Genomic DNA, 14,662 nt, shown 5'->3' on the forward strand with positions numbered 1-14,662 from the left:
GCACTCAGTGCTTTTTCCGGGGGGTTGCTGGCCGTGCATGCGCATCCCGATGACGAGACGTTGTCGACCGGGGCCCTGATCGCCAGTCGTGTGGCGGCCGGGTGGCCCGTCTGCGTCGTGACCTGCACGCGCGGCGAGCGCGGCGAGGTCATCGCACGCCCCGGCACGACGTCGGAGGGCCGGGCCGGCCTCGAAGGTGACGGTCCGGCGCTGGGCGCCTACCGGGAGACCGAGCTGGCGGCTGCCCTGGTGCGGCTGGCCGACGACGCCGACGGCGCGGTGGAGCAGGTCTTCCTGGACGCCCTCCCGATAGCGGACCCGCAGGTCACCGGGGTGGCCCGCGCGTCGGACGCGTCGGTGCGGTACGAGGACTCCGGGATGGCGTGGGTGGCGCCCGGCGTCGCCGGTCCCGCCCCGGACTCCCCGTCGACGGCGTTCGCGCGGGTGCCGCTCGACGAGTCGGCGGGCCGGCTCGCCGGGCTGATCCGCGCGCGGCGGCCCGCCGTCGTCGCCACGTACGAACCCGGCGGAGGCTACGGCCACCCCGACCACCGGCGCGTGCACGAGGTGACGGTCCGCGCGCTCGAGCTCGCGGCGGACCCGTCCTGGCGGCCCGACGGCGCAGGTGCGGCGGCGCGCGGGGGCGAGCCCGTCGCCGTCGGGCAGCGGGCCGAGCCGTGGGCCGGAGCCGAGCTGTGGCAGGCCGTCGCCCCGGCGGACGAGGTCCGGGAGGCGCGTGCGACGCTCGCGGCCCTCCCGGAGGCGAGCACACTCGCCGCGGCCGAGCACCTCACTTTCCCGCCCCCGACTGCCCCCCTCCCGCCGCTGGCGAAGGAGGACCTGGACGCGTGGTCGGCAGGAAGTCACGAGATCGGCACCTCGGACTACCGATCTCCTGACGATCTGCCGATCATCAGGGCCGACGGCTTCGCACGCGCCGACGGCGTCGTGCGGGTCGATGTGCGGCCCGTGCTGGGGCGGGTGGTCGGCGCGATGCGGGCGCACGCCACGCAGGTGCAGCATGCGACCGCGCTGGCGCGTCCCGAAGGGCCGGTCGCCGGGTGGTACGCCCTGTCCAACGGCGTGCTGGCCCCGATCCTCACCCACGAGACCTACCTCGTGACCGCGCCGAAGTAGTCGGCTGGCGAGGTAGTTACCCAGCATGCTTCAGGTGACTACCTCGCCAAGCGACTACCTCGGCGGGACGAGGGTCAGCGTTCCTGGAGTGCATCCAGGCCGATCGCCATGGCGGTCACGAGCCGGCGGTCGAGCCGCGGGTCGTGGATGTTCACGACGTAGCGGTCGCGCAGGCCAAACTTCTTCTCCACGGAGAATCCGGGCTGGCCGTCGATCAGGAAGTCGAAGTGGTAGGGCAGCCATGCGATGTCGATGAGCCGGCGGAGGACGGCGACCGCCATGTTGCGCTCGGCCCCGGTGGCCGTGCCCAGCCCGGGCTGCTCGACGTGCCAGGTGCTGCGGATCAGCGACTTGGCGAAGTCCTTGCGGAACAGGCCCACGGGAGCACCGCCGGCGTCGACGACGTCGTAGGTGGCGCCGAGGTCCATCACCTGGCGGGCCTTGAACCCGAGCACCGCCTCCTGCTTGCTCTCGTCCGTGTAGAGGGTGACCTCTTCGCGGAACGCCATGCGCTTCTGCTGCGCGAACGCGTAGAGCTCGCCCTCGGAGCCGTCGGGCTGTGCGCCGTGCACCTCGTACTGGTTGACCATCAAGCGGATTCGCTGTCGAACGATGAGCTGCGTCTGTGTCTGAAGCGTATTCACCCGCCGGAGTGTTCCACATGTGCAGGGTCCTCCCAGATGAATGCTGGAGAATGGCTGGGTGAACTCCTCCGGACGCCCCCTCGGGCGAACGATCGTGCGCACTCTGCTGGCTGTCCTGCTCGGCGTCGTGATGGGCGCCCTCGGCACGGTCGTGCACCGGTTCGGCGACGAGTCCTGGTATCTCGGGCTGGTCCTCGCGCTGGCGCTGACTGCGGCGGCGAGCGTGCTCTCGCGCGCCTGGGCCGGCTACGGGACCCTCCTGGGGTTCGGCGTGGGCTGGGTCGCCATCGTGCAGGCCCTGTCGCTGCCCGGCTCGGGGGGTGACGTTGTGGTCCCGGCCGGCGTGCTGGGCATGGTCTGGTCGTATGCGGGGGTCGCCATCCTGGCGGTCGTCGCGTTCCTCCCGTCGTCGTGGTTCACGGAGCCGGTAGGCCGAGATCGGCCTGCCGCCTGAGCTCTGCGGTTCTCCGCGGACTAGTTCAAGATGGTGGTCAGGATTGATACACAACCTCCACCTCGGGGCGTACAGAACGCGACCTTCGGCAGGATTCTCGCTGGATAAGATGCCCGGCAGGGCGAACCCGTCCAGCGGATTCGCCGCAGGTCCGGTGCGCCCTTGGGGGACGCGGAGAGCCCGCGTCTCGGGTAGTTGCACGGAGCGTGCCGATGGGTCAGCCGACCGAGCGTGACGAACCGCTCGAGCCGACGTCAGACGAGAACGCCGGGACGAGTCCTGCCCCGGTGACGCCTCCCCGCCTGTCCCAGACGCGCCCCGGCAGCGTGCCGCGACAAGTGGCGAGACCCCCGGCCCGACCGACGGGCGCGGGGGACGCACAGCCCGCAGTACCGGCCGGTCGTCCAACCGCTCAGCCGGCCCCCCGATCCCCAGAGAAAGTCCAGCCCGTGACCCCTCCGGAGCAGTCCGAGGCCCCGAAGGCCCTGCGCCCGCCCGTCGTGCCGCCCGCAGGGCCGCCGTCCGCGCCCGAGAGCGCCCCCAGGGGCACGGGAGCGGACGCCGCGGCATCCGCCGACACCCCGAGCATCCCCGAGCGCCCGACGCCGGCGGCGAACCCGAGCGCGCCTGCCGCGCCCGCCGCGGACACTGCGCCTGCCGCGGACGCCCCAGACCAGGTAGCTGTGCTGCAGACCGTCGTGGAGAAGCTCGCCACGCCGACGACCAAGGCCGCGACGCGGCCCAGGAGCGGCTACACCCCGCGGGTGTTCGCGTTCGATCGCCCGCCCAAGTCGGCGGCCGGGTTGAGCAGCACCGGGAGCCAAGGCACGCGGCCGCAGGACACGACCACGCCGGGCACTGCGCCGGCCCCCTCGACGGCGGAACAGGCACCAGACGTGACAGACCCGAGCAACACCCCCGACGAGACGGCGGACGCGGCGCCCGCTGCGTCGACGACCGCCTCGGACGCGGCGTCGGCGCCGTCGGCGAAGGGCGAGCCCGAGGCGGCGACGTCGGAGCAGGCACCTGAGGCGCCCGCACGCCAGTCGGCGACGTCGGAGCAGGCGGCTCCCGCGAAGGCAACACCGGAGTCTGCGGCACCCGAGTCGGCGGCAGCCGCGAAGACCGAGCCGGGGACGGCGGCACCCGACGAGCCGGCTCCCGCGAAGGCGGAGCCTGACGAGTCCGCGGCAGCAGGCGCCGCAGCCGCCGCAAGCACGGCAGCAGGGGCAGCAGCAGCGGCAGGCACGGCACCTGCGGCCGGCAGTGCAGCGTCGGCCGGTGCGGCTGCAGCGGCGAGCGCTGCGGCAGCCCCGCCCGTCCCGCCGCGCTCGCTCATCCCGCAGTCGGGCGCCGTGCCGCCGCCTCCGGGCGATGTGCCGTCCCCGGGACCGGGCACGGTGCCCGCACCGCCTGCGGGCCAGAACGCGTTCCTCAAGCCGCTGACCGGTGCCATCCAGCGGGTGTCGCGCCCGTTGTCCGGCACGCGCTGGTCGCCCGTGCGCGCTGACGCGACGCCGCTGGCGGCGTCCGAGCAGGGCCCCGCTGGACCGAACGGCCCTGGCAGGCCAGGCGGTACGGCCGGTCCCGCCGGCCCCGGCTTCCCGGGCGGCGGCCCCCAAAACCCGGGCAGCCCAGGCGCCCCGGGCGGCCCCGCCCCCGCCGGCCAGGGCAGCTTCTACGGCCTCGCCGGCGACGGCGCCCCGAGCCGGGGTCCCAAGGTTGCGTTGTTCGCGGTCCTGGCCGCTGTCGTGCTGTTCGGCATCTACGCCCTGGTGGCGTGGACCCAGAGCGACACGGTGCCGGGCGAGACCACGGTGGCCGGCGTCGACGTCGGCGGCCTGACGCAGGCCGAGGCGGCGTCCGCCCTGACGGAGCAGCTCGCGCCGCGGATCAAGGAGCCGATTGCCCTCACCGCGGGTGAGGGCAAGGCCCAGCTCTCGCCGGGGCCGAGCGGCCTCGCCATCGACGCCGAGGCGACGGCGGCCGACCTCACCGGGTTCTCGCTGAGCCCGATGCGGATGTGGGCGCACATGTTCGGCGGCTCCGAGGAGGAGCTGGTCCTGGACATCGACGACAAGAAGTTCAGCTCCGCGGTCGCGGGCCTCGAGGACTCGCTCGCGGTGGACCCTGTGGACGGCACCGTCGGGTTCGTCGACGGGCAGGCCGTCAAGACGGACCCGGAGGACGGCTCGCGGATCGTCGCGAGCGAGACGGCCCGCATCATCAAGGAGCGCTGGATCAACGAGAAGGGCCCGTTCGACCTGCCGGTCGAGGCGGTCGCCCCGACGATCACGCAGCAGCAGACCGACGAGAGCTTCGCCGTGGCGCAGAAGGTCGTCTCGGCGCCGGTCACCGTGTCGGTCGGCGACCAGAAGCCGGTGCTGACGCCCGAGGTGCTGTCCGGGCTGATCCGGTTCGAGCAGCGCAAGGACCAGCTCGCCATCATCGTGGACAAGGACGCGACGGTCGCGGCCATCGTCGACGGCACCACCAACCTGCTGGACGTCCCGGACGACGCGCACTTCGAGTTCGTCGGCGGCAGGCCGACGGTCGTCGGGGGCAAGTCCGGCACGACGCTCGACGCCGGCGAGGCGGCCAAGGCCGTGCGCGTCGCCGCGACGAGCGACAACCGCGAGACGTCGGTCGAGCTGGTCGAGCAGGACCCGAAGGAGACCGTCGAGTCGCTGAAGAAGCTGGGCGTGAAGGAGGTCATCTCCGAGTTCAGCACGCCGCTGACGAACGAGCCCGTGCGCACCCAGAACCTGGTGCGCGGTGCGGAGATGATCACCGGAAACCTCGTCAAGCCGGGGGAGACGTTCTCCCTGCTGGAGGCCCTGGCACCGATCACGCTCGAGAACGGGTACTTCGACGCGGGCGTGGTCGAGAACGGCGAGCACGTGGAGGCGGTCGGTGGCGGGCTCTCGCAGATGGCCACCACCTCGTTCAACGCGGGCTTCTTCGCCGGGTACGACGACGTCGAGCACCACGCGCACTCGTACTGGTTCCCGCGCTACCCCATGGGGCGCGAGGCCACAATATACGTGGGCGCCAAGGACATGAAGTTCACCAACGACACCCCGTACGGGGCGGTCATGCAGGCCTTCGTGTCGGGCGGCGAGCTCACGGTCCGCATCTGGAGCACCAAGTACTACACGGTGCAGGAGAGCACCAGCCCCAGGACGAACATCGTGCCGAAGACGACGATCCACGACTCATCGCCGGATTGCGAGCCGTACCCCGGTGGCGAGGACGGGTTCTCCGTCACCATCTCCCGCACGGTCCTGCACAACGGGCAGGTGGCCAAGGAGAACTCGTTCAGCCACTCCTACAACCCGGACAACCCGGTGGTCTGTGACAAGCCGTAAGGCTCGAAGGGCTAACCGGCGGTAGGTTGCGCACATGCTTGGACGTAGCGAGCGGGAGTCTCCCGCGCACGCGGTGCTTGCCGCGCGGATGGCGGGCTGGAACGACCCGGTCGAGCTGCTCGACCTCGGCACCACGGCGGAGACGCTCGCCACGGTGGCGAGCATCGAGGCCCTGGCCGCCGTGGTGCACCTGGGACACCCGGAGCACCCGGCGCCGGGTCTCGAGCGAGCCCTCCTGGAGGGTGCGTCGTCGCTGATCGTGACGGCGGCCGTCGCGGTGCCGGGCCAGTGGGTATGGGTCGGCGCGGGCGCCACGGGCGGCCAGGTGGTGATCGACGAGGCGGGCATGCGGGACTGCGCGAGCGTGCTGCGCGGCCTGGGCGCGAGCCCCCGCCTGGTGCCCACGCGCGCGACCATCGAGGAGCGCATCGCTCTGGCGGGCGAGGGTGGGTCGCTCGTGATCGAGCGGTCTCGCGTCCCTGCGGGGTTCGTGGAGCTCCCCGACAGCGCGGCCCTCGCCGAGGGCGGCCCGGTCTGGTACGGGCTCCTGGAGTCCCGCGCCGACTGGCCGGCGTTCCGCAAGCCCGCGCAGGTGTGGCTCGCGTTCGGCCCCGCCGACGAGCACCTCGGCTCCCTCCAGCCGACCCTCGCGGTCATCGCGGACGCCGGGCTCGACCTGGACCACCTGCGCAGCCAGCCGTCGTCGGCCGGGCCGCACGTGTTCTTCACGTCGTTCTCCTGCCCGACGTCGGACACGCTGCGCAACCTGGTCGACGCACTCACCCACCGGGGCGTCGAGCACCGCACGCTCGCCGTGCTGTCCGGCGAGGCGTTCGTGCCGGGTCCCGACGCCCTGACACCGCGATGGGCATGACCGCGCCCGGCGCGGGGCGTGGCGTGCGGGCCGCGTACCTGGGGCCGGAGGGCACGTTCACGCACCAGGCGGCGCTGGAGTGGGCGCGCCGGCACGCGGGTGCGGGGGACGCTGACGCCGCCGGGGACGCCGACGACGAGGTGACCGCCGAGCCGCTGGACACCGTCAAGGACGTGCACGACGTCGTGGCGGCCGGCGACACCGACGTCGGCGTGGTCGCCATCGAGTCCTCCGTCGAGGGCTACGTGGTGCCGTCGCTGGACGCGCTGCTGTCCAGTGCGGACGTCGTCGCCGTGGACGAGGTCGCGCTCGACGTGTCGTTCGACGCGTTCGTGCGCCCCGGGCACGGCGAGCTGACCGAGGTGTCCGCGCACCCGCACGGCCTGGCGCAGTGCGCCGGGTTCGTCATGAGCACCGGGCTGGCGACCGCCCCGGCGTCGTCCAACGCGGCCGCGTGCCGTGATGCCGGGCCCGGGACGATCGCGCTGGGCCCCACGATCTGCGGCGAGCTGTACGGGCTTCAGGCGTACGCGAAGGCCGTGGAGGACTTCCGCGGCGGCCGCACCCGGTTCCTCGTCCTGACCAGGCGGGGCGATGCCGAGGCGCACCTGGCGCGGTCGCGCGCAGCCGGGGCGGCGGCCTGGAAGACGATGCTCGCGATCACCCCGTCCGTGACCGGGCCGGGCGTGCTGGCGCGGATCACCGCCGCGTTCGGCGACCGGGGCGTGAACATGTCGAGCCTGATCACCCGGCCGCTCAAGGCCCAGGAGAGCAAGTACGTGTTCGTGGTGACGTTCGACGAGGCGCCCTGGGACCAGGGCGCGCGCGAGGTGCTGAGCGACCTGCTCGCCGCGGGCGACTCGCTCAAGACGCTCGGCCTGTTCCCGGCCGGCGCGGGATTCCGGGCCCTCGACGGCGTGCTCGACCCGGACCACGTGCCGGTCGGCTCCGTGTCGGCGAAGGACTCCGGCCAGGAGCGCGACCGAGGGCTGCTCTGGTGAGCGGCTTCGGCCCCCACGGCGGGCCGGTGGGCATCGTGGGCCTCGGCCTGATCGGCGGCTCCCTGGCGCGCGCCCTGCAGGCGGCGGGCCTGCCGGTGGTGGCCACCGACCCGTCGTCGGCCGAGGAGGCCCGGGCGGCGGGCCTCTCGGTGGTGGACGACGTCGCCGGGCTCGCGCTGCACCGACCCGAGATCGTGGTGCTCGCCGCGCCGCTGCGGGCCATGCGGGCCGTCGCGGCGGAGCTCGCCGAGGCCCTGGCCGGGGAGCCGGGCTGGGACCCGACGGTGACCGACGTCGGCTCGGTCAAGGCACCCGTGCGCGAGGCGGTCGCCGACGCCGGGCTGGGCGACCGCTACGTGGGGGCGCACCCGATGTCCGGGACGGAGCGGAGCGGGTTCGAGTCGTCGTCGGCGGAGCTGATGCAGGGCATCCCGTGGGCGGTGACCTGCCGGCCGGGCGACGCGGAGGCCGGCGTCGCGGGGACCGACCCGGACCGTCTCGAGCGGGTGCTGCGCCTGGTCACGGGCCCGCTGGGCGGGACGGCGGCCGTGCTCACCGACAAGCTGCACGACGAGGCCGTGGCCCTCGTGTCGCACGTGCCGCACGTGCTGGCCACCCAGCTGCTGGGGGTCGTCGCGGGCGCGCCGGTGCGGGACCTCGCGCTGGGGCTGGCCGCCGGCTCGTTCCGCGACGGGACGCGAGTGGGCCTGACCGACCCGCGCCGCACCGAGGCGATGGTGACCGAGAACGCCGCCTGGGTGGCGCCCGTGCTGCGGCTCGCGGCCCGGGACCTGGAGCGGCTCGCGGACGAGCTGGACTCGAACGCGCCGACGCACTGGTTCTTCGACCGCCCCGACCCGGTGCGCGAGCGGATCGGCCGCTCCGGCGGCACCCGCGTGACGGGCCTGCGCCCGGGCGACGGGAGCGGGGCCGACGTCGGATCGGACATCGAGGTGGTGCCGCTGACGGGCGACTGGCCGACGGAGCTGGTCACCCGCTGCGCGGCGGGCGCCGTGGTGATCGGGTTCGACGAACGCGGCGTGGAGCTGCAGTCGCCACGCTGATGCCCCGCCGCGATAGCCTGTGAGCGAAGGCGGCAGGCAGTGCCCACGTACAGCCCAGCCGCCTTCGTCATGCCCGGCGGTCGGCTGGGACCTACAGCGCCTTCGCCAGAGCCCGCCCCGTCGTCCGGCCCGTGAAGAGGCAGCCGCCCAGGAAAGTGCCCTCCAGCGCGCGGTGGCCGTGCACCCCGCCGCCGCCGAAGCCGGCTGCCTCGCCCACGGCCCACAGGCCCTCCAGCACCTCGCCCGCGGGGTTCAGGGCGCGGCCCGTCTCGTCGCACCAGATGCCGCCGAGCGTCTTGCGCGTCAGCACCGACAGGCGGACGGCGAGCAGCGGCCCGTCCTTCGGGTCGCTCAGCGAGCGCGGCGGGGACACGCGGATGGCCTTGTCCACGATGAAGTGCCGGGCGGCCGACGTCGCCACGACCTGCGGGTCCTTGCCCAGCCCGGTAGCGACCTGCGCGTCGCGGGCGGTCATCAGGGCCGCGAGAGCCTCGCCGTCGACGTGCCCCGAAGACCCGGGCGTGGCGTCGGTGAGGGCGTTCATCTTCGCGGCGAGCTCGGCAGGGGTGTCGGCCCAGAGGAACTCGTCCGACTGCTCCGCGAAGGTCCGGACCGGCACCGACCGCCCGCGCACGCGGTCCAGGAGCAGCGGCACGGACTTGCCGGTCAGGTCGGGGTTCTGCTCGGAGCCCGACAGCGCGAACTCCTTCTCCATGATGGTCTTGTTCAGCACGAACCAGGAGTGGTCGTCGCCGCGGCTGGTCACGTGCTGCAGCGCGCCGAGTGCGTCGAAGCCGGGGAACAGCGGGCCGGGCAGGCGGCCGCCGTCGGCGTCGAGCCAGAGCGACGACGGGCCGGGCAGGATCCGGATGCCGTGCTTGGACCACACGGGCGAGTGGTTGGCGATGCCCTCGGGGTAGTGCCACATGCGGTCCTCGTGCACCAGGGCGGCGCCTGACTCCGCGGCGACTCCGAGCATGAGCCCGTCCGTCGAGTCGGGCACGCCCGACAGCATCCGAGCAGGCAGGCGCCCGGCGTCCGCGGACCAGTGGGCGCGGGCCAGGTCGTGGTTCGCGCCGATGCCGCCGCTCGCGACGACGACGGCGCGCGCGGACAGCTCGACCTCGCCGGTCACCGTGCGGTTGGAGGGCTCGCCGCGGCCCGCGGCGTCGTCCGCCAGGATCTCCACGCGGACCCCGGTGACCCGGCCGTCCGTGGTGACCAGGGACGTGACCCTGTGCCGGAAGCGCAGGTCGAGGAGCCCGGCCCGGTTCGCCTCGTGCGCTGCGGCGACGAACGGCTCGACGACCGCCGGGCCCGTGCCCCACGTGACGTGGAACCGGGGCACCGAGTTCCCGTGCCCCCCGGTCGGGTAGCCGCCCCGCTCCGCCCACTGCACGAGCGGGAACCAGCGCACGCCCTTGGCGTGCATCCACGACCGCATGTCACCCGCCGCGAACTCGACAAACGCCTTGGCCCAGCGGTACCCGAAGCGGTCGGGACCCTCGCCGTGCTCGGCGCCGGGCGCGAACTGGGCGGAGCCGAGCCAGTCGGCGAAGGCGAGGTCGAACGAGTCCTTGACCTTCAGGCGGCGCTGCTCGGGGGAGTCCACGAGGAACAGCCCGCCGAACGACCACCAGGCCTGCCCGCCGAGCGACGCGGCCGGCTCCTGGTCGAGCAGGACCACCCGCTTGCCCGCCGCCGTCAGCTCGGTGGCGGTGACGAGCCCGGACAGCCCGGCGCCGATGACAATGACGTCGGTGTCGACCACCGCGGCAACGTCGTTGTTGTGGACTGAGTCAGTCATGTGCGAACTGTAACCAGGGCATACCTCGCGCGCCGCAATTCGGCGATCCGGATCCGGGGTGAAGTGCGTGATCGCCCCGGCCCGGGACCGGTCACACGCCCGGCGATATGAGCACCTGAAGACTGAGCGCGTCCAGCTTCCCGGAGGTCCGCGGCCCCGCCTCGTCCTCGGGGACCGCGGGGAAGTCCCAGGTGGAGTCCCAGACCAGCTCCCACGGCAGGTCGCCCGGCCCGCCGTCCGGCCGGTCACCCGGCTCGGCGCGTGGCGCCAGGATCACCTCGGCGTCGCTCAGGCCGCCGTTGATGACCAGCAGCACGTCGGCGTCTCCCGGCGCCGGCCCGGGCCGCAGCATCTGCAGCACGCGGCGGCCCGGATCGTTCCAGGTGGCGGGCTCCATCGGGGCGCCCGTCCGATCGAACCAGAGCAAGTCCGGGTCCGACTCCCGCGGCCTGGGCATGCCCAGGTAGAACGAGTCGGCCCGCAGCGCGGGGTGCTCCCGCCGCAGCCGGAGCAGGTACCTGGTGGTCTCCAAGAGGTCGGTGGAGGCTTCGTCCGTCGCCCAGCGCAGCCAGGAGACCTCGTTGTCCTGGACGTACGCGTTGTTGTTGCCGCCCTGGGTGCGGCCGAACTCGTCGCCCGCCGTGAGCATGGGCGTTCCGGCCGCGAGCAGCAGCGTGCCGAGCAGGTTGCGCTGCGACCTGCGGCGCGGCGGCACTATCGCCTGCCACGGCTCCGTCGTGGCGTCGTCGCCCGACGGGGTGTGGCCCTCGATCCCGTGGTTCCACGACAGGTTGTTGTCCGACCCGTCCCGGTTGTCCTCGCCGTTGGCCTCGTTGTGCTTGTAGTCGTAGGCCACCAGGTCGGCCAGGGTGAAGCCGTCGTGCGCCGTCACGTAGTTGACCGACGCCACCGGCCCGCGCACCAGCGGCGGGTCGCCCGGGCCGAACAGGTCGGCGCTCCCGGCCAGCCGCGTGGCGAGGTCGCGCAGGCCGAGCATCTGGTCCCCGCGCGCGCCCTGCTTGGGCGCGTCCAGCCAGAAGCCGCGCACGGCGTCGCGGAACCGGTCGTTCCACTCCGCCATGGGCGCCGGGAACGACCCGGTCTGCCAGCCGCCCGGCCCCACGTCCCAGGGCTCCGCCACGAGCTTGAGGCCCGACAGCACCGGGTCGGTCTGCAGGGCCACGAGGAACGGGTGGTCCGGGTCGAAGCCGGCGTTGCCGCGGCCCAGGGTGACCGCGAGGTCGAAGCGGTAACCGTCCACGCCGACGGTCTCGGCCCAGTACCGCAGCGAGTCCAGAGCCATCTGGATCACACGCGGGCGCCGGAAGTCCAGCGAGTTGCCGGTGCCCGTGACGTCCGCGAGAGCGGCCGGCGAGGCGCCGTCGTGCAGGTAGTAGACCGGGTTGTCGAGGCCGCGCCAGGCCAGGTGCAGCCCGTCGTCCCCGCCCTCGCAGGTGTGGTTGTAGACGACGTCCAGCAGCACCTCGATGCCCGCCTCGTGCAGCAGGTGCACCATGCCGCGCACCTCGTCGAGCACCGCCTCGGCGCCCTCCTCCTGGGCGGCGCGCGTCGCGTAGGCGGCGTTCGGCGCGAAGAACCCGAGCGTGTTGTAGCCCCAGTAGTTCGGCAGGCCGTAGGCGGCCAGCCGCGCCTCGGCCAGGTTCTTGTGGATCGGCAGCAGCTCGAGCGTGGTCACGCCCAGGCTCAACAGGTGCTCGATGACGGCCGGGTGCGCCGCCCCCGCGTACGTGCCGCGCAGCTCGGCGGGGATGTCCTCGCGGAGCATCGTCAGGCCGCGCACGTGCGCCTCGTAGATCACGGTGTCGGCCCAGGGCACGCGCGGCCGCGACAGGGGAGCTGGCGGCGGCAGCGGTCCGACGACGACGGAGTGCGGCACGTACGCCAGCGAGTCGGTCTCGCTCGGCGGGCCGTAGCGGTGGCCCAGCCACCAGCCCGGACCCGGCCCCTCATCCCGCCGGGTGGACACCGAGCCCACGACCTCCGGCCCGTACCTCAGCCGGCCCGCGAACCCGCGGGCGTACGGGTCGATCAGCAGCTTGGTCGGGTTGTGGCGCAGCCCCGCGCGCGGGTCCCAGGGCCCGTACACCCGGAAGCCGTAGCGCTGACCGGGACCGATGTCGGGGACGTGCGTGTGCCAGACGCCGTACACGGGGCCCACCATCTCGACCCGCCGCTCGGTGTACCGGTCCGGGTCGTGCTCGTCCAGGGACGGGTCCGTGACGTCGATCAGGCACAGGTCGACGGCGGTCGCGTGCGATGCGAGGACGGCGGCGTCGATCCCGCCGTCGGGCGTGACGTACACACCCAGGGGCGGGACGTGGCTGCGGCGGGCTGTCGGCCGGATCAGCGGGCGGACCACCGGCCGGGGTACGGGGTCGCCCGGCGCCCGCTGCGGTTCTGCTCGTCGTGACTGCACCATGGGACAATCGTCGCAGAGACGGCGCCGTGGACGAGATCCGTGCCACGCCGCGCGACGTCGTACCGTTTACCCCATGCGCATAGTCGTCACCGCCAAGTACGTCCCGGACATCAACACCGAGCGTGGGTTCCAGGACAACCGGGTAGTGCGCGACGCCGGCGAGGGCACCCTCAACGAGCTGGACGAGAACGCCATCGAGGCCGCCCTGCGGCTCGTCGAGGCCGAGCGTGAGGCGGGTCGGATCGGGCCGGACGACGGCGAGGTCATCGTCGTCACGATGGCCGCGCCCGACGGCGACGTCGCCCTCCGCAAGGCGTTCCAGCTCGGCGTCCACCGCGGCATCCGCGTGTCCGACGACGCCCTGGCCGGCTCCGACTACTTCGGCACCGCCGCGGTGCTCGCCGCGGCCGTCCGCAAGCTCGGCGAGGAGTCCCCGGTGGACCTCGTGGTGACCGGCATGGCCGCCCTCGACGGCCTCGGCTCCGTGGTCCCGACGCTGCTCGGCGCCGAGCTCGGGCTGCCCACCCTGAACCTCGCCAAGAAGGTCGAGCTCGAGGGCGGCGTACTCACCATCACCCGCGAGATCGACGACGTCACCGAGCGGATCTCCGGCCCGCTGCCCGCCGTCCTGTCCGTGACGGACGGCGCCAACCAGCCGCGCTTCCCCGGCTTCAAGCTCATCATGGCGGCCCGCACCAAGGAGATCGAGGTGTGGTCCCCGGCCGACCTCGGGCTCGACACCGCCGTCGCCGGCACCGCCGGGGCACGCACCGAGACGCTGTCGGCGGCCCCGCGCCCGGAGCGCGCCGAGCCCGAGATCGTCACCGACAAGGGCGAGGGCGGCGTGGCGCTGGCCGACTTCCTCATCCGCAACGACCTGGTTTGAGAGAGACGATGACCAACCGCACAGTCCTGGTCCTGCTCGACCCCGCCACCGAGGTCCGCACCAGCGTGCTCGAGCTGCTCACCATCGCGCGCGGCCTCGGCCGGGTCGAGGCCGTCGCCCTGGAGGCACCCACGGTCGAGGTGCTCGCGCAGCTCGGCGCGTACGGCGTCGAGACCGTGCACCAGGCCGAGCCCGCCCGCGACGGCACCTGCGTGACCGGCGACGAGCGGCACCTGCCCGCCGTCGTCGCGGCCGGGCTGGCCGCCGCCGTGCGCCTCACCGACGCCGACGTCGTGCTGCTGCCCACGTCGTTCGCCGCGAAGGAGGCCGCGGCGCTCGCGGCCCACGAGCTCGGGGCCGGGCTCGTCATCGACGCGGCGTCCCTGCGCGACCTGGACGGCCGGATCGTGGCAGGCAAGCGGGTCTTCGCGGGCTCATGGGACACGGAGTGCGCGGTGACCACCGACGTCGCGGTCGTGACCGTCCGGGCCAACTCCGCGGTCGCGCAGCCCGCCGAGGCCGCCGTCGATCCCGTGACCGAGGGCTTCGCCGTGGAGGTGGCGCCGTCCGCGGTGACGCTCCTCTCCCGCGAGGTCAAGGCCGACACCAGCGGCCGGCCGCCGCTCGACCAGGCGGCGATAGTCGTGGCCGGCGGACGCGGCACCGACGGCGACTTCGGCCCCGTGGAAGAGCTCGCGGACGCGCTGGGCGCGGCCGTCGGAGCCTCCCGCGACGCGGCGTTCGAGGGCTGGTGGGACACCTACGTGGGGCAGACCGGCGTCACCGTGGCCCCGCGCGTCTACATCGGAGCGGGCATCTCGGGCGCGCCGCACCACCGCGGCGGCATGCAGGCCTCTCAGGTGATCGTCGCGGTGAACAGCGACCCGGAGGCGCCGATCTTCGAGATCTGCGACTTCGCGGTCGTGGGGCAGCTCGCCGACGTCCTCCCGCAGGCCGCGGCAGAGATCCGCAAGCGCAGGAGCTGAG

11 protein-coding genes are annotated in these 14,662 nt (G+C 73.6%); 8 read left to right on the plus strand and 3 right to left on the minus strand.

What is annotated here, in order from left to right:
• Positions 1 to 33: 33 nt before the first annotated feature.
• Positions 34 to 1,137 carry a PIG-L family deacetylase gene (locus ACFT2C_RS14205; protein ID WP_377207702.1) on the plus strand — a complete coding sequence of 368 codons (1,104 nt, stop codon included), beginning with the start codon at positions 34 to 36 and terminating at the stop codon, positions 1,135 to 1,137.
• 74 nt (positions 1,138 to 1,211) lie between these two features.
• Here ACFT2C_RS14205 and ACFT2C_RS14210 read toward each other — a convergent pair whose 3' ends face one another.
• Positions 1,212 to 1,727: a hypothetical protein gene (locus ACFT2C_RS14210; RefSeq protein WP_377207728.1), complete on the minus strand. Its 516-nt coding sequence runs from the start codon at positions 1,725 to 1,727 to the stop codon at positions 1,212 to 1,214.
• A 112-nt stretch (positions 1,728 to 1,839) separates the two neighbouring features.
• Here ACFT2C_RS14210 and ACFT2C_RS14215 point away from each other — a divergent pair, with 112 nt between their 5' ends.
• From ACFT2C_RS14215 to ACFT2C_RS14235, 5 genes are all read left to right on the plus strand, one after another.
• Positions 1,840 to 2,235, plus strand: coding sequence for a hypothetical protein (locus tag ACFT2C_RS14215; protein WP_377207703.1), 396 nt, complete (start codon positions 1,840 to 1,842; stop codon positions 2,233 to 2,235).
• Positions 2,236 to 2,684: 449 nt separating this feature from the next.
• Positions 2,685 to 5,603, plus strand: coding sequence for a VanW family protein (locus ACFT2C_RS14220; RefSeq protein ID WP_377207704.1), 2,919 nt, complete (start codon positions 2,685 to 2,687; stop codon positions 5,601 to 5,603).
• A 34-nt stretch (positions 5,604 to 5,637) separates the two neighbouring features.
• Positions 5,638 to 6,477 (plus strand): hypothetical protein, encoded by an 840-nt coding sequence (locus ACFT2C_RS14225; protein ID WP_377207705.1) that lies wholly within the window; start codon positions 5,638 to 5,640, stop codon positions 6,475 to 6,477.
• A complete protein-coding gene (locus ACFT2C_RS14230) occupies positions 6,474 to 7,478 on the plus strand; it encodes a prephenate dehydratase (protein ID WP_377207706.1) in 1,005 nt (334 codons plus the stop codon). Before ACFT2C_RS14225 ends, ACFT2C_RS14230 begins: the two co-directional genes overlap by 4 nt.
• Positions 7,475 to 8,542 carry a prephenate dehydrogenase gene (locus ACFT2C_RS14235; protein WP_377207707.1) on the plus strand — a complete coding sequence of 356 codons (1,068 nt, stop codon included), beginning with the start codon at positions 7,475 to 7,477 and terminating at the stop codon, positions 8,540 to 8,542. Before ACFT2C_RS14230 ends, ACFT2C_RS14235 begins: the two co-directional genes overlap by 4 nt.
• Positions 8,543 to 8,633: 91 nt before the next feature.
• Here ACFT2C_RS14235 and ACFT2C_RS14240 read toward each other — a convergent pair whose 3' ends face one another.
• Complete coding sequence (locus ACFT2C_RS14240) at positions 8,634 to 10,349, minus strand: FAD-binding dehydrogenase (protein WP_377207708.1); 1,716 nt, start codon at positions 10,347 to 10,349, stop codon at positions 8,634 to 8,636.
• Positions 10,350 to 10,440: 91 nt separating this feature from the next.
• Positions 10,441 to 12,789: a glycogen debranching protein GlgX gene (glgX, locus tag ACFT2C_RS14245; RefSeq protein WP_377207709.1), complete on the minus strand. Its 2,349-nt coding sequence runs from the start codon at positions 12,787 to 12,789 to the stop codon at positions 10,441 to 10,443.
• Positions 12,790 to 12,862: 73 nt separating this feature from the next.
• Between glgX and ACFT2C_RS14250 the strand changes: the two genes are divergently transcribed.
• Positions 12,863 to 13,675 carry an electron transfer flavoprotein subunit beta/FixA family protein gene (locus tag ACFT2C_RS14250; RefSeq protein WP_377207710.1) on the plus strand — a complete coding sequence of 271 codons (813 nt, stop codon included), beginning with the start codon at positions 12,863 to 12,865 and terminating at the stop codon, positions 13,673 to 13,675.
• Positions 13,676 to 13,683: 8 nt separating this feature from the next.
• Positions 13,684 to 14,661, plus strand: coding sequence for an electron transfer flavoprotein subunit alpha/FixB family protein (locus ACFT2C_RS14255; RefSeq protein WP_377207711.1), 978 nt, complete (start codon positions 13,684 to 13,686; stop codon positions 14,659 to 14,661).
• Position 14,662 lies beyond the last annotated feature (1 nt).

The organism is Promicromonospora sp. NPDC057138, assembly GCF_042670845.1.
In the GTDB taxonomy this organism is placed as follows: Bacteria; Actinomycetota; Actinomycetes; order Actinomycetales; family Cellulomonadaceae; genus Promicromonospora.

Bases quoted from the DNA above. Each gene is read 5' to 3' on its own strand.
- ACFT2C_RS14255 (WP_377207711.1), top strand. From the start codon at position 13,684: ATGACCAACCGCACAGTCCTGGTCCTGCTCGACCCCGCCACCGAGGTC.
- ACFT2C_RS14240 (WP_377207708.1), bottom strand. From the start codon at position 10,349: ATGACTGACTCAGTCCACAACAACGACGTTGCCGCGGTGGTCGACACC.
- ACFT2C_RS14250 (WP_377207710.1), top strand. From the start codon at position 12,863: ATGCGCATAGTCGTCACCGCCAAGTACGTCCCGGACATCAACACCGAG.
- ACFT2C_RS14210 (WP_377207728.1), bottom strand. From the start codon at position 1,727: ATGGTCAACCAGTACGAGGTGCACGGCGCACAGCCCGACGGCTCCGAG.
- ACFT2C_RS14230 (WP_377207706.1), top strand. From the start codon at position 6,474: ATGACCGCGCCCGGCGCGGGGCGTGGCGTGCGGGCCGCGTACCTGGGG.
- glgX (WP_377207709.1), bottom strand. From the start codon at position 12,789: ATGGTGCAGTCACGACGAGCAGAACCGCAGCGGGCGCCGGGCGACCCC.
- ACFT2C_RS14225 (WP_377207705.1), top strand. From the start codon at position 5,638: ATGCTTGGACGTAGCGAGCGGGAGTCTCCCGCGCACGCGGTGCTTGCC.